This is a genomic window from Streptomyces sp. NPDC055140 (assembly GCF_053607285.1).
The window spans coordinates 23,723-38,088 of sequence record NZ_JBSGTG010000021.1; the positions used below are offsets into that span (position 1 = coordinate 23,723).

At 70.7% G+C, this 14,366-nt stretch carries 10 protein-coding genes; 6 read left to right on the top strand and 4 right to left on the bottom strand.

The window, feature by feature from the left end:
• Positions 1–16: 16 nt before the first annotated feature.
• Genes ACWFR4_RS32785 through ACWFR4_RS32800 form a run of 4 tightly spaced genes read left to right on the top strand, consistent with a single transcriptional unit; the run spans position 17 to position 6,203 of the window.
• Entirely contained in the window at positions 17–781 is a 765-nt protein-coding gene (locus tag ACWFR4_RS32785) for a hypothetical protein (RefSeq protein WP_453655754.1), read from the top strand.
• A gap of 24 nt (positions 782–805) precedes the next feature.
• Positions 806–2,194, top strand: coding sequence for a glucoamylase family protein (locus ACWFR4_RS32790; protein WP_453655755.1), 1,389 nt, complete (start codon positions 806–808; stop codon positions 2,192–2,194).
• The gene (locus tag ACWFR4_RS32795) at positions 2,191–3,648 is read left to right on the top strand and encodes a sulfatase family protein (RefSeq protein WP_453655756.1); all 1,458 of its coding nucleotides are present in this window, start codon (positions 2,191–2,193) and stop codon (positions 3,646–3,648) included. Before ACWFR4_RS32790 ends, ACWFR4_RS32795 begins: the two co-directional genes overlap by 4 nt.
• Positions 3,645–6,203, top strand: a complete 2,559-nt coding sequence (locus ACWFR4_RS32800; RefSeq protein WP_453655757.1) for a beta-galactosidase — start codon at positions 3,645–3,647, stop codon at positions 6,201–6,203. Before ACWFR4_RS32795 ends, ACWFR4_RS32800 begins: the two co-directional genes overlap by 4 nt.
• Positions 6,204–6,281: 78 nt before the next feature.
• Here the strand turns inward: ACWFR4_RS32800 and ACWFR4_RS32805 are convergent, their stop codons facing one another.
• Together ACWFR4_RS32805 and ACWFR4_RS32810 are read right to left on the bottom strand one after the other, a co-directional pair.
• A complete protein-coding gene (locus ACWFR4_RS32805) occupies positions 6,282–7,865 on the bottom strand; it encodes an alpha-amylase family glycosyl hydrolase (protein ID WP_453655758.1) in 1,584 nt (527 codons plus the stop codon).
• Positions 7,862–8,713 (bottom strand): endonuclease/exonuclease/phosphatase family protein, encoded by an 852-nt coding sequence (locus ACWFR4_RS32810; protein ID WP_453655759.1) that lies wholly within the window; start codon positions 8,711–8,713, stop codon positions 7,862–7,864. The genes ACWFR4_RS32805 and ACWFR4_RS32810 overlap by 4 nt, the downstream gene beginning before the upstream one ends.
• 106 nt (positions 8,714–8,819) lie before the next feature.
• Here ACWFR4_RS32810 and ACWFR4_RS32815 point away from each other — a divergent pair, with 106 nt between their 5' ends.
• Positions 8,820–10,976, top strand: coding sequence for a glycoside hydrolase family 3 N-terminal domain-containing protein (locus ACWFR4_RS32815; RefSeq protein ID WP_453655760.1), 2,157 nt, complete (start codon positions 8,820–8,822; stop codon positions 10,974–10,976).
• Between the two features lie 86 nt (positions 10,977–11,062).
• Here ACWFR4_RS32815 and ACWFR4_RS32820 read toward each other — a convergent pair whose 3' ends face one another.
• Complete coding sequence (locus ACWFR4_RS32820) at positions 11,063–12,292, bottom strand: MalY/PatB family protein (protein WP_453655761.1); 1,230 nt, start codon at positions 12,290–12,292, stop codon at positions 11,063–11,065.
• Positions 12,293–12,433: 141 nt separating this feature from the next.
• On the opposite strand from ACWFR4_RS32820, the gene ACWFR4_RS32825 reads away from it, so the two are divergent.
• The gene (locus tag ACWFR4_RS32825) at positions 12,434–12,772 is read left to right on the top strand and encodes a DUF4333 domain-containing protein (protein ID WP_453655762.1); all 339 of its coding nucleotides are present in this window, start codon (positions 12,434–12,436) and stop codon (positions 12,770–12,772) included.
• A 54-nt stretch (positions 12,773–12,826) separates the two neighbouring features.
• Here the strand turns inward: ACWFR4_RS32825 and ACWFR4_RS32830 are convergent, their stop codons facing one another.
• On the bottom strand, positions 12,827–14,350 hold the full coding sequence (locus tag ACWFR4_RS32830) for a glycoside hydrolase family 3 protein (RefSeq protein WP_453655763.1): 1,524 nt from the start codon (positions 14,348–14,350) through the stop codon (positions 12,827–12,829).
• Positions 14,351–14,366 lie beyond the last annotated feature (16 nt).

Genomic DNA, 14,366 nt, shown 5'->3' on the forward strand with positions numbered 1-14,366 from the left:
CGAGAGGCGGACCACCATGTCACCGAGGATCGCCACGCGGCGCACCCCCCACCCCTCGCACCCGGCACAGGACATCACTCTGCCACCGCCCGCCGGACTGCGCGCCGAGGACGGCACCGGTCATGTGCTCCTGACCTGGGAGCCGGTGCCGGGCGCCCGTGAATACGTGGTGCACCGCTCACCGTTCGCGGAGGGCCCCTACGAGCCCCTGCCCGGGCAGCCCCTCCCCCGCCCTCCGTACGCCGACACCCGGGCCGAACCCGGTCGGGGTTACTGGTACAAGGTCGCGGCCCGAACCGACGACAGCCCCGGCGCGCTGACCCCGACGCCCGTTCCCGGGTGCGTCAAGGCCCGGGGTATCACCCTCGCGACCGTGACAGTCACGGTCGACGCCACCGGCGCCGTACCCCCGCATGTCACCGGCGACGGCGCCCAGGCCCTGGTCCGCGCCGTGGCCCGGCACACGGACGACGGCTCGCACGTGCACGTCGTGGTCTGGAACACGGCCGCCGACCGCACCGGTACGCCGTCGGGTTCGGCAGCGCTGGACCGCACGGCCGTTGTGCGGGTGACCGGCCTCGCCGCGGACGCCTCGTACGCAGCCTCACTGCACTGCTCGGAGACCGTTCCCACCGACGCCGAGACGGCCCGCGACACACTCGGCAACCCTCTGCCCCACGACCCACTCCCGACGCTGACGACGACACCGGACGGCACCGCATCCCTGTCACTCGACGTCCCGCTGCCGGGCCTGCGCTCGCTCCACCTGTCCCGTATCTGACCACGCCCCCACAGGAGAGACCGGATGAAACGACGCACCTTCCTCGCCACCGCTGCGGGCGCCTCCACCGCCCTCGCTCTCGGCGCCACCGGCACGGCCGCCGGCGCCGACACCGACGCCTTGCTGCGCCGCTGGTTCCGCGACACGTATCGCTCCATCGAAGCCCTGACCACGGACTTCGGACTGGCCGCGGACACCATGAACGTCACCGCGGGCACGCTCACGCCGTCCGTCAACACCTCACCGACCAACATCGGCTGCGGGCTGTGGGCGACGGTCGCGGCCGGCGGGCTCGGGGTCATCGACACCACGACGATGCACCGCCGCCTCTCCCGCACCGTCACCGCCGTCGAGCGGCTGGAGCGCGCCCACGGCTTCTGGTTCAACTGGTACGACGCCTACACCGGCGAGACCCTCACGACGTGGCCGGGCAGCGGCGACCCGGTCGACCCGTTCCTGTCGTCCGTCGACAACGCCTGGCTGGTCACAGGCCTGAGGATCGCCGCCGACGCCGACGCGGAGCTGCGCCCGCGCGTGGCACGGCTGCTCGCGGACGCGGACTGGTCGTTCTACTACACGCCGTACGACGCCTCGGATCCGGCGGCCAACCCCGGCCAGCTGCACGGCGGTTACTCCACGGCCACCGAGTCCTTCACCCCGCACTGGTACGGCGCGCTCAACACCGAGCCACGCATGGCCAGTTACCTCGGTATCGCCGATGGCTCGCTGCCCGGCGAGCACTACTGGCACACGTTCCGCACGCTGGAGCCGGGCGCCGAGCAGGACCAGCGGCCCGAGGGTGAGTGGGTCACGGTCGACGGTGTGCGGCTGTGGCGCGGGCACTACACGTACCGAGGCCGCAAGATCGTCCCCTCGTGGGGCGGGTCGATGTTCGAGGCGCTGATGGTGCCGCTGTTCGTGCCGGAGGCGGCGTGGTCGCCGGGCGCGTGGGGGCTCAACCACCAGCGCTACGTGCGCAGTCAGATCGAGCACGGGATGGTCGAGGAGGCCTACGGCTACTGGGGCTTCTCCCCTGCCGACGTCCCCGCGGGCGGCTATGCCACGTACGGCGTCGACGCCCTCGGCATGGCGGTCGACGGCTACACCTCCGGCGGCGTGGTCACTCCGCACGCGTCCTTCCTGGCGATGCCGTTCGCACACGACGAGGCGGTCACCAACCTGCTGCGCATCGCCCGGGACTTCGGGGCCTACGAGGACGGCCTGGGCTTCCGCGACTCGGTCGACGTGAACACGGGCCGGGTCAGCGACTACATGCTCGCGCTGGATCAGGGCATGATCGCGGCGGCGCTCGCCCAAGTGCTCAAGCCGGGGCTGCTGCAAGGCCCGTTCCGCAGCGGAGGGTTCGCGCGGCGCGTGCGGCCGCTGCTGGCGAAGGAGAGTTTCGGGATATGACGGACACCGGACACGGACAGGACCGTCGCCCCGTCCGGCGCCCCAACATCATCCTGATGATGACCGACGACCACGCCGTGCCGGCCATCGGCGCATACGGCAGTGTCATCAACCGGACCCCGGCGGTGGACCGTCTCGCGGCCGAAGGCATGCGGTTCGACAACGCCTTTTGTACGAACTCGATCTGCTCCCCCGCCCGTGCGACGCTCCTCACCGGCGCGTACAGCCATGTACACGGCATGACGACGCTGGAGCAGTCCGGGCAGAAGTTCGACGCACGTCAGCCGTCGTTCCCCGAGATGTTGCAGGCGGCGGGCTATCAGACAGCGATCGTCGGCAAGTGGCATCTGGGCCACGGTGGCGTCAGCGACCCGTGCGGCTTCGACCACTGGGAGATCCTTCCGGAGCACGGCCAGTACCACGACCCCACCTTCCTGACCGCCGACGGTGAGCACCAGTACAGCGGCTACGTCACCGACATCATCACCGACCTGGCCCTGAACTGGCTGGACCGGCGGGATCCGGAGCGGCCGTTCGCGCTGCTGATCCAGCACAAGGCGCCGCACCGCGCCTTCGAGCCGGCCGAGCGCCATCGTCACCTGTACGAACACGAGGAGATTCCGGCCCCGGCCACGCTCCACGACGACTACGCGAACCGGGCGGGCGCGGCGGCCGAGGCGCGGATGCGGATGTCGGATCTGCTGCCGCAGGACCTCAAGATGCCGGTGCCCGAGGGACTTTCGGAGCGGGAGGAGCGGGAGTGGCGTTATCAGCGCTACATCAGGGAGTACCTGCGGGTGATCGCGGGGCTCGACGAGAACGTGGGCCGAGTCCTGCACTATCTCGATGTCGGCGGGCTGACCGACGACACCGCGGTCGCGTACACCTCCGACCACGGTTTCTATCTGGGTGAACACGGCTGGTTCGACAAGCGGTTCATGTATGAGCCGTCGCTGCGCATCCCGTTGGTCGTGCGCTGGCCGGGGGCGGTGGAGCCGGGTTCGTCGTGCGACGAACTGGTGGCGAACGTCGACTACGCGCAGACGATCCTCGACCTGGCCGACGTGCCCGCGCACGAGCGGATGCAGGGCAGGAGTCTGCTGCCGCTGCTGCGGGGCGAGCGGCCGGACGACTGGCGTGACGCGGTCTACTACCGCTACTTCGAGCATCTGGACGTGTGCCATGGCGTGCAGGCCCATTACGGGATCCGTACGCGGACGCACAAGTTGATCCATTACCCGGGCCACGGTTCGGGGCAGGTCGGGGCGTCGCCGCAGACCCGTGCGCCGCAGTGGGAGCTGTTCGATCTGGAGCGGGATCCGGACGAGTTGCACAACCGGTACGACGACCCCGAGTACGCGCAGGTCGTCGAGGACCTCACGGCGCAGCTCACCGCGCTGCAACTGCACTACCTGGACACACCGGAGCACGTGAGCACCGAGGAGCCGCGATGAAGCAGCAGTCCGTGCCGGTCACCGCCACCACCGCCTCCGCTCCGCGGCGCAGAACCGTCCTGGGCGGCCTGGGCGCGGGGGTCGCCCTGGCAGCGGCTTCCGGGTCGCTGAACACCGCGGTGGCGACCGGTAGGACCTCGCCGCCGGTCGAGGCCTCCCCTGCCTCGGTCACGTACCGCGACAAGCAGTTCCTCATCGACGGCGAACCGGCTGTGGTCCTCGCTGGTGAGATCCACTACTTCCGCCTCAAGCGCGCCGACTGGCAGTCACGGCTCGACAGGGCGAAGGACGCCGGGCTCAACGCCATCGCCACGTATATCCCGTGGATGTGGCACGAGACGGCGGACGGCTCGATCGACGTCACCGGCCGGACGAGGCCCGAGCGCGACCTGGGCGCGTTCCTTGATCTGTGCCGGGAGAACGGCTTCCATGTCATCGCCAGGCCCGGCCCGTTCACCATGGCCGAGCTCAAGGGTGAGGGTGTCCCGCAGCGGGTGCGCACGGACCACCCGGAGATCGTGCCGAAGGGCTGGAACGGCGACAAGGCCACCACGGCCGCCGTCGACTACCTGGCGCCCGCGTACCTCAAGGAGGCCAGGCGCTGGTACGACGCGGTGATGCCGGTCATCGCCGAGCGCCTGCACCGCAAGGGCAGGCCCGGCGTGATCGCCTGCCAGCTCGACAACGAGATCGGCATGCTGCCGTGGGTCAGCAACGGGCCCATCCTGACCGACCGTTGTCTGCGGGATTTCAACGCCTGGCTGGACTCGACGTACCGGCAGGATCTGGCCGAGCGCTATCCCTTCGCGGGTGGCAGCGCCGCCGAGCGTGACGCCGCGATCCGCTCCCCGAAGGACGGCTACGCACCCGCCCTCATGCACGACCTGGGGACGTACATGCGCGGCGCCATCGCCGACTACGCGGCACGGCTGCGCTCGTACGCGGAGGCGGGCGGGGTCCGCGGCATCCCGTTCCTGATCAACATCCACGGCACGGGCGGCGGCAGTGCTGAGAACTTCCCGATCGGTGTCAGCCAGTTGATGGAGTCCTATGCGGGCAAGCCAGGGATGATCTCCGGCGCGGACTTCTACCTCGGCGATCTGACCCTCGGCAACGTGACGGACCTGTATCTGGTCAATGCGTTCATGGACGCCGTCAATGACAGTGATCAGCCGTTGACGGCCCTGGAGTTCGACGCCGGGCACGCCGACTACGGCGACGACCTGAGCAATGAGACAGGCCGTGGAGCGGTCGGGCTCAAGACGCGGCTCTGCGTCGCCCAGGGCGCGAAGATGATCAACTACTACCTGTTCGCGGGCGGCTTCAACCCGAAGCTCGACAAGCCGGTCGGCGACGGCAACGACCGTATCGGCATCACGGGCGAACGCCATGGCTTCGCCGCACCCGTCGACCCCGAAGGCAGGCCCGGCGTCAGCTTCGCCCCCACCAAGGAGACGGCGCACGCCGTCCGCGGGCTGGCCGCGGCGCTGGCCCCGATGAAGGCGGAGTACGACGACGTGGTGCTCGGCTTCGTGCCCGACCACTACCTCACCGAGTACCGGCCGCCGGACAGCGACGCCGTGCAGGCCGTGGTCGACGACGTGACAGGCACCCGCGGCTTCGGCCCGCGTGGCGCCCTCTCGCGGGCCATGCTGCTCGGCGGCTTCCGGTACCGGAGCGTCGATCTGCAGGCCGGAGACCTGGATCCGGCCAAGCAGCCGGTCCTCGCCCTGGCCACAGGGCAGTACCTGGCGCGCATGGTGCAGGAGCGTCTTGTGCGGTACCTGCGTGCGGGCGGGCGGCTGCTGTTGTCGGGGCAGGTGCCGGGCAAGGACATGACGGGCGCGTCCTGCACGGTGCTGCGGGACGCACTAGGTCTGACGCCCGGCAAGACCCTCACGGACGCGAACCAGTTCTGGCTGTCCGCGACCGCGCACGGGTGGGCGGCGCCGCGGGCCGAGATCCGGGTGTCCAAGGCCCAGTTGTGCTCGGCGAGTCGGGGCGAGACGGTGCTGCGTGAGGTGTCCACGGGCGACGGCTGCGGCTTCGACATCCCCGTCGGCAAGGGGCGGGCGGTCGTGATCACCACGGCGTACCGCTGCGACCTCGACTTCTGGCTCGGCGCATTCAAGATCCTGGGCGCGGCGCCCGCGATCACCCACAGCGCGACCGACGCGGGCGTGTTCATGCTCACCACGAAGAACGAGCACGGCGGCCGTCTGCTGCACGCCTTCAACGTCACCTCCGGCTACGCCGAGTTCTGCACGGTCGCCGAGAAGGGCAAGGCGCTGTTCGGCGGTGAGCGGCTGCACCTGGCGGGGGCGAGCGCGGCGATGCTGCCGCTGGGCCTGGCGGCGGGCGGGCTCCACATCGCGTACGCGACCGCCGAGATCACCGGGATCGCGGACGGCAGGGTCACCTTCCGCTCACTCGGCGACGAGGCAGTCGTGGCCGTCGATGGCCGGGCGCTTTGCGAGGGCGCCAAGTCCTCGTACGAGGGCGGGCGCACGATCCTGCGCGTACGACGCGGAGAGTTCACGGTCCGCAAGGGCTGACGCCGTCGACGCACGAGGGGCCGCACCGCCGGACGGCAGTGCGGCCCCTCTTCTGTGAGTTACAGCTCGAAGGTCGGGCTACAGCTCGAAGATGCCGTAACCGAAGCCGTCGGCGCTGATCCTGCCCCCGCTCACCGTGACCCCGGAGGCCACCACCGGGGTGGCGGTGTCCTTCGGTGCGGCTGCGTCCGCGTGTTCGCCGCTCGGGTTGACGACGACGAGGTAGCGGCCTCCGCGGACGTAGGCCAGCGGGTAGCCGTCGTGCAGGACCTCGGTGCTGCCCGCGGGGCCGAGGTCCGGGGTGGCGCGGCGCAGCGCGATGATGCGGCGGACCAGGTTCAGCAGGGAGTCGGGGTCGGCCTGCTGGGCGGCGACCGTGGGCCGGTTCGCGTCGGGGTCGAGGGGCAGGTAGAGCCGGTCGGCCGGGGCGGTGGAGAAGCCCGCGTTGGGCGTGTCGTCCCATTGCATGGGGGTGCGTGAGCCGGCCCGGTTGTAGCGGGGGCCGAGGCGGCTGCCCTCGTGGTCGGGCAGGCCGGGGACGTAGCGCATGCCGATCTCGTCGCCGTAGTAGATCGCGGGCAGCGTGGGCCAGGTGAGCTGGAACGCGAAGGCGGCGGGCAGCTGCTCGGCGGTGCGCGGCCCGCAGGCCAGGCGGGAGAAGTCGTGGTTGGCGGTGGGCAGGGCGATGAAGCCGGCGTCGCCGATGGCGTCGCGGGCCGCGCGCCAGCCGTCGAGGAAGGTCCGCGTGGAGCCTTCGCCCGACGCGTCGAAGTACGGGGCCAGCGGCGTCCAGGGCTCGCTGACCGTGCCGGCGAAGTTGTTCCACAGGGAGCGCAGGTACAGGCCGTCGTTCTCGGAGCCGAACTGGAGGAAGAAGTCGGCGTGGAAGCCGGCCGGGACAGAGATCGCCGGGTCGCCCCATTCGGACAGGAGTGCCGCGTGCGGGTGGCTGTTGTCGAGCCAGCCGCGCAGCTCCCGCCACAGTTTGGCGGTTTCGGCGTGGCCCGGGTCGTCCTTGACCAGCGATGCGGCCATGTCGACGCGGAAGCCGGACAGGCCGAGGGAGAGCCAGTGGTCCATGATGTCGCGCAGGGCTCGGCGGTTGGCCCGGGGTCCTTCGGCGTCGACGGGCAGGCGCCAGGGCTCGGCCGCGTCTCTGCGGGCGTGGCCGAAGTTGAGGGCGGGCTGTGACTCGAAGAAGTTGGGCTGGTAGAAGCCGGGGCGGGTGCCGGGCGAGGCGACGAAGCCCGGGGGCGCCGTTTCGGTGTCGGCCCAGATGTAGCGCTGGTCGGCGGGGTCGTCCGCCGATGCCTTGAACCAGGCGTGTTCGTCGGAGGTGTGGCCTGCGACCAGGTCGAGCAGGACGCGGATGCCGCGGCTCCGGGCGGCGTCGACGAGCTTGACCAGGTCGTCGTTGGTGCCGTAGCGCGGAGCGACGGTGAGGTAGTCGCTGACGTCGTAGCCCGCGTCCCGGAACGGCGAGGCGAAGCACGGGTTGAACCAGACGGTGTTCACGCCGAGCCAGGCCAGGTGGTCCAGCTTGGCCTCGGCACCGGCGAAGTCGCCGATGCCGTCGCCGTCGGAGTCGGCGAAGGACTGCGGGTAGATCTGGTAGAGGACGGCGTCGGCGAGCCACTCGGTGGCGGGGCGGCGAGAGGTCATGGGGTGGGGTCCTCCGAGGACGGTCGGGGTGCGGTGTGCAGAACAGCCTCGATCGGCAGGTGGTCGCTGGGGAAGCGGCCGTCGGGCGCGAAGGTGTTGGCGTGTGCGGAGCGGACCCGGACGCCGCGTGAGACGAGAATCCAGTCGATGCGCTCGCCGTCGGGGACCGGGGGCCGGTAGTCGTGGAAGGTGCCCAGGTCCGGGCCGCGTTCCTCGGCCGCGTCCCAGGCGTCCACGAGACCCGCGTCGGCGAGCAGGCGGGTGTAGGGCGCACTGTTCGGTCCCGCCGGGGTGTTGAAGTCGCCGGTGACGATGGTCAGGACGTCCGGCGCGAGAGTGTTCAGCCGCTCGGCGAGCAGGGCCGCGGACCGTTCTCGTGCGTGGGCGCTCGCATGGTCGAAGTGGGTGTTGGCGGCGTACAGCTCTCCGCCCGTGGCCAGGTCGCGGAAGTGGACCCAGGTGACCATGCGGGGGCAGCCGCCGCCCCAGGTGTTGGAGGCCGGGATGTCCGGTGTGCCGGAGAGCCAGAAGTGACGGTGTGTCAGGGGAGTCAGGCGCCGGCGGTCGTAGAAGATGGCCATGAACTCGCCGTCGTCACCGCCCTCCCGGCCCTCGCCGATCCAGCCGTAGTCGTCACCGTACTCGCTCAAGGCGGCCTCGACATCGTGCACTTGGTGCCGCAGGCCTTCCTGGGTGCCGATGAGGTGGGGACGTGCGCGGCGCAGCAGGTCGGCGACCGTCCGTCTGCGCTCGGGCCAGGTGTGGGGCGGGTTGTCCCAGTGGACCTGCAGGTTGAAACTCATGACGTGCAGTCCGTCCCCGGCCGTCGGAGTCCCGAGGTCGGCCATCAGAAACCTCCACCCACTTGTATGCGCTTCCTGAATGCGCTTACATGACTGGCGCACACGTTAACTTCGCATGGGTGATGCGGCAATAGAGCGGTGAGGGGCTCGCATGCTTCGACGGTATGAGGACCAGGTCAAGGTGCTTCTCGACCAAATGACGACCGCCGAGAAGCTGGGTCAGCTGCAGCAGCTGACCTGGACCGGTGACACGGGGCCCGGTGGCGGCCAGACCGCGCACATCGAGGCGGCGGCGCGTGCCGGTCTGCTCGGCTCGGTGCTCAACATCCATGGCGCGGCGCACACCAACGCGCTGCAGCGGATGGCCGTCGAGGAGTCCCGGCTCGGCATCCCGCTGCTGTTCGGCCTCGACGTCATCCATGGCTTCTGGACCACGTTCCCGATTCCGCTGGCCCAGGCGGCGTCCTTCGACCCGGAGGTGGCCCGCCGGGACGCCGAGGTGTCTGCGGCGGAGACCCGCTCGAACGGTGTGCGCTGGACGTTCTCGCCGATGATGGACGTCACCCACGAGCCGCGCTGGGGCCGCATCGCGGAGGGCTGCGGCGAGGATCCGTACGTCAACGCCGCCTTCGCGGTGGCCAAGGTCCACGGCTACCAAGGCGCCGACGACGGCAGCGAGTTGACGGACGGGGAGCGCATCGCGGCATGCGCCAAGCACTTCGTCGCCTACGGCGGGGCGGAGGGCGGCCGCGACTACAACACGGTCGATGTCTCCGAGCAGCGGCTGCGCAACCACTACCTGCCGCCCTTCAAGGCCGCCGTGGACGCGGGCGTGGCCACGGTGATGGCAGCGTTCAACACCGTCGCGGGCGTACCGGCACACGGCAATCCGCACACGATGAACACGATCCTCAAGGAGGAGTGGGGCTTCGACGGGTTCGTCGTCAGCGACTACACGGGTGTCGAGGAACTCATCGCGCACGGCTTCGCCGAGGACGGTGCCGACGCGGCACGCCTCGCCTTCAACGCCGGGCTCGACATGGAGATGGTCTCCACCAACGTGACCGAGCACGGTGAGCAGCTCGTGGCCGACGGCCTGATCGGCGAGTCCCGCCTCGACGACGCGGTCACGCGCATCCTGCGCCTCAAGTTCGCCCTCGGCCTGTTCGACCAGCCGTACACCGACGAGGCCGCCGAGATCGCCGGTCCGACGCCGGCCGCGCGGGAGGCGGCGCGAGCCGCGGGCGCCCGGTCGATGGTGCTGCTCAAGAACGACGACGGTGTCCTCCCCCTGGAGCGCACCACGCCCTCGATCGCGGTGGTCGGCCCGCTCGCGAACTCCACTGACCTGCACGGCACGTGGGCCGGCCCCGGCGGCTTCCAGCTCCCGTCCGTGAGCATCCTGGACGCGGTGCGCACGGCTGCCCCCGGCGCCCGCGTCACTCACGCCGATGGCGATGTCGCGGCCGCGGTCGCCGCGGCGCGGGAGGCCGAGGTCACCGTCGTCGTGGTCGGTGAACCCCCCGCGCTCAGCGGCGAGGCGGCCGTGCGCAGCGACATCGCACTGCCTTGCGGGCAGGAGGAGCTGATCGCCGCCGTCGCCGCGACCGGCAAGCCGTACGCCGTGGTGCTCCTGAACGGCAGGCCCCTGACGATCGGCGGCTGGCTGGACACCGCGCCGGCGGTACTCGAGGCGTGGCACCCGGGCATCGAGGCGGGGCACGCCGTGGCGGACGTGCTGTTCGGCACGGTCAACCCCGGCGGCAAGCTGCCCGTTTCCTTCCCACGAGCCGTGGGCCAGATCCCGGTCTACTACAACCACGAGAACACCGGCCGCCCCGCCCATGCCCCCGGCGCCGACCCGAAGTTCGTCTCGAAGTACCTGGATCTGGACGAGACCCCGCAGTTCCCGTTCGGGTACGGCCTGAGCTACACGACGTTCGCCACCGGCGCCCCGGAGCTGCGGCGCACCGAGATCACCCGCGAGGAGCTGGCGGCGGGCGAGACGCTCGAGGTCACGGTGACGGTCACCAACACCGGCGACCGCGTCGGCGACGAGGTGGTCCAGCTGTACATCCACGACGTCGCGGCGAGCATCGCCCAGCCGGTGCGCCGGCTGCGCGGCTTCGAGCGGGTGACGCTGGAGCCGGGCGAGAGCACCACGGTCCGCTTCCGGCTCGGCGCCGAGGACCTCGGCTTCTGGACGAACGACCCGGCAGGGACATACGTCGTGGAGCGCGGCCGCGTCGACGTGTACGCGGGGACGAGCTCGACGGCGCGGGCCCGCGGCGCGGTGCGCATTCTCTGACGGACAGTACGGTCTTCCAGCCGGCGCCGTGGCCGACTTCTCGCAGTCGGTCACGGACCTGGACATGTGGTGCTCTTCTCGGCTGGTCAGCGAGCTTCGAGACCGGACACCGCGGCGGCCATGCGGTCCACGGCTTCGCGGAGGATCGCCGATGAGGTGGCGTAGTTGATCCGTACGAATCCGGCGCCCCCGCTGCCGAACGCGTGCCCTGAGCTCAATGCGACCCGCGCCTGGTCGAGGAACAACCGAGCGGGGCCGGCGATGTCGCTGACGACCGGAACGGCAACCGTCGGGGACGTCGTATGGAGGCGGAGGGTGCGGCAGTCGAGCCAGGCGAGATACGTCGCCTCCGGCCACATCAGGGCGAGCCCGGGAAGTCGCTCGGCCACGAGGTCGGCGAGGAGCGCCCGGTTGGTGTCGAGGCCACGCAGCAGCGCGTCCAGCCAGGGCCGTCCGTGCTCGAAGGCGGCGGTGTGGGCGAGGATGCCGACGTGGCTGGGTCCGTGGCTGACCTCCTCCGGAAGTCGGTTCAGGTCGTCGACGGCGTTCGGTCCGGCCACCAGCAGGGCCGCCTTCAGACCGGCGAGGTTCCAGGCCTTCGACGCGGAGTGCAGGGCGAACGCGTCCCCGGCGCCGGGGATGGTCAGGTAGGGGACGAACTGCGCACCGGGCAGGACCACGGGTGCGTGGATCTCGTCCGAGACGACTCGCACTCCGAAGGACCTGGCCAGAGAGGCAACCGCGACGAGTTCGGCCCTTGTGTGCACCGTTCCGGTGGGGTTGTGGGGATTGGCCAGCAGCAGGACGGTTCGTGCCGAGACGTGTTGGGCCGAGGCGAACGCCGCCCTGAGCGTCTCCATGTCGAGTCGGCCGTCGGGTCCGAGCGGTGCTTCGATCACTTTCCTGTCGGCGTGGGTGACGAAGGCGTAGAACGGCGGATAGACCGGCGAGCACACCACCACGGCATCGCCCGAAGACGTGATCAGCCGCAGCGCCTCGACGATGCCCATCATCACGTCGGGGACGATCGCGGTCTGCTCGGCCTCGGAGCCCCGCCATCCCCAGCGGTCCGCGGCGAACGACTGGAGGGCACGGGCGTAGGCACGGCCGCTGGGATAGCCGGTGTCGCCGGCATCGATGGCCTCGTGCAGCCTGGCCGCGACCGGCTGGGCGAGCGGCACGTCCATCTCGGCCACCCAGAGGGGCAGGACGTCGGCCGGAAAGGTGGTCCATTTCATGCTGGTCCGGGCCCGCAACTGGTCGATCGTCAACTGTTCGAGCGGGTTCATGATCGACGGATCCGTGTCGGATGGCATGGTCGTGATGCTAGCCACGACCCGAGGTCGGGTCGACGACGGCGCGGTAGCCACGGATGGCCCCGCTGGACTTCCCCATGGGCAGTGGTGCAGGAGCGGGAGGCCTTGTCAGCCCCTCGTCCGGTCGATAGGACTGTCCGCGTGGCAGATCAACGAAACTTCGCCCGTACCGTCCTGGCGATCTCCTCGGCCGTCATCGCCTGCTGCGCGGTAGCGGTGACGGTCAAGGTGATGGCCACCGACGTCATAGCCGTCGAACCGACTCGGGTGCTGAACCAGGACGCGCTGGAGCGGCAGGTGGCCGAGGAGGTCCTCGGCCCGAAACAGGCGTCCGTTCAGGGGGTGACCTGCCCGGTCTCCGTCGAGGTCAAGGTGGGCAACAAGGTCGACTGCCGCGTCTGGGACGGCTCCAATCCGAAGGATGTCGAGGTCAAGGTCATCAGCGACCAGGGCGAACTCTTGGTGGAATCTCTTCGCTGACGGGTCCGGGCGGTCCGCCGTTACGACGCGTCCTGTCGCCGTGCCGTCGGCCGATCAGGTGCCGGTCAGCGTCCGTCCGGCGAGGGCCTCCGCGGCGGCCTGTCCGCAGACCCTGGCGGCTCCGTGTGTGTCGATGCGGACGGCTCCGTCCAAGCCGGGTCGTGGGAAGCCGAGTTCCACGATGATCGCGTCAGGACGGCGGGTGAGCAGCGCGCGCAGCCAGTCACCCACGGCCGGGCGGCGGTGCGCGTCGCGAACGGCGAGGACCAGCGGCCGGCCTGCGGCCTGGGCGACGATCGAATGGGTCCGGGCCGCGTCGTACGGGGCGACTGCGGGCAGGGCGACGCGCACCGTCCCGGGCAGGAGCGAGGAGAGGGCAGGGCCCAGGCCCCACGGAACGCCGTCTCCTTGAACGACTGTGCCGGGGATGCCGAACTCGACCAGGACCGGGGCCTTCTCCAGGGGCAGTGCGGGTGTGTCGGGTGGGGTGATACGAAGGGCACGACGGGCAGCGGCCAGTCCCAGCCCCCGGTCCGGCGGCGCGATGGCGGCGGTCTTGGCCAGTTCGCGTTGCCAGGCGGTGAAGTCGGCCGTGCGGCGAGCGGCTTCGCCCAGCCGGTCCTCCGAGAGCTCGCCGTGCGCCACCGCCTGCGCGATGGCGGTGCGCAGGGCGGTGAACTCGGCCTCGCCCGACGTGTTGCCGAGGCAGACGAGGTCCACGCCCGCGGCCAGCGCGCGGACGGCGGCGCCGGTCAGCCCGTAGCGGGCGCGCACGGCCCGCATTTCGACGGCGTCGCTGACGACGAGTCCGTCGAATCCCAGCTCTTCGCGGAGCAGTCCCGTGACCAGGCGCGGGCTCACGGTGGCGGGGTGTTCGGCGTCGTGGGCGGGGATGAGGAGGTGAGCGGTCATCACCGCACGGGCGCCGGCGGCCAGGGCGGCGCGGAAGGGCGGCAGGGCCAGTTCGGCGATCCGGTCGCGGTCCATGGTGACAACGGGCAGGTCCGTGTGGGAGTCCTTGTCGGTGTCTCCGTGGCCGGGGAAGTGTTTCGCGCACGCGGCGGTTCCGGCACTCTGCAGTCCGCGGATCCAGGCGGCGGTGTGCCGGGCGGCCAGTGCAGGGTCCGCGCCGAAGGATCGGGTGCCGATGACCGGGTTGTCGGGGTTGGAGTTGACGTCGGCGTCGGGTGCGTAGTCGATGTCGATGCCGACAGCGCGTAGTTCGGCGCCGATCGAGCGGGCGACGGCAGTGGTCACTGCCGTGTCGTCGATGGCGCCGAGGGCGAGGTTGCCCGGATAGGAGGAGCCGGTCGTCGCTTCGAGGCGGGTGATGTCGCCGCCTTCCTCGTCGACGGCGATCAGTACGTCGGGGTTTTCGGCGCGCAGGGCATCGGTGAGCTCGGCGGTCTGCGCGCGATCTCGGATGTTGGGGCCGAAGAGGAGGAGCGAGCGCAGCCCGTCGCCGAGCCGACGGCGGATCCAGTCGGGGGCGGCGATGCCGTGGAAGCCGGGCTGCAGCACCTGGTCGGCGAGGGTCAGCAGCATGCTGGAGGGCTGGCCGGTGCGGACGGACGGCATGACAGATCCTCTCGGG

Excerpts from the sequence above, each read along its gene's own strand:
- ACWFR4_RS32785 (WP_453655754.1), top strand. The coding sequence starts at position 17 with ATGTCACCGAGGATCGCCACGCGGCGCACCCCCCACCCCTCGCACCCG.
- ACWFR4_RS32790 (WP_453655755.1), top strand. The coding sequence starts at position 806 with ATGAAACGACGCACCTTCCTCGCCACCGCTGCGGGCGCCTCCACCGCC.
- ACWFR4_RS32795 (WP_453655756.1), top strand. The coding sequence starts at position 2,191 with ATGACGGACACCGGACACGGACAGGACCGTCGCCCCGTCCGGCGCCCC.
- ACWFR4_RS32800 (WP_453655757.1), top strand. The coding sequence starts at position 3,645 with ATGAAGCAGCAGTCCGTGCCGGTCACCGCCACCACCGCCTCCGCTCCG.
- ACWFR4_RS32805 (WP_453655758.1), bottom strand. The coding sequence starts at position 7,865 with ATGACCTCTCGCCGCCCCGCCACCGAGTGGCTCGCCGACGCCGTCCTC.
- ACWFR4_RS32810 (WP_453655759.1), bottom strand. The coding sequence starts at position 8,713 with ATGGCCGACCTCGGGACTCCGACGGCCGGGGACGGACTGCACGTCATG.
- ACWFR4_RS32815 (WP_453655760.1), top strand. The coding sequence starts at position 8,820 with ATGCTTCGACGGTATGAGGACCAGGTCAAGGTGCTTCTCGACCAAATG.
- ACWFR4_RS32820 (WP_453655761.1), bottom strand. The coding sequence starts at position 12,292 with ATGCCATCCGACACGGATCCGTCGATCATGAACCCGCTCGAACAGTTG.
- ACWFR4_RS32830 (WP_453655763.1), bottom strand. The coding sequence starts at position 14,350 with ATGCCGTCCGTCCGCACCGGCCAGCCCTCCAGCATGCTGCTGACCCTC.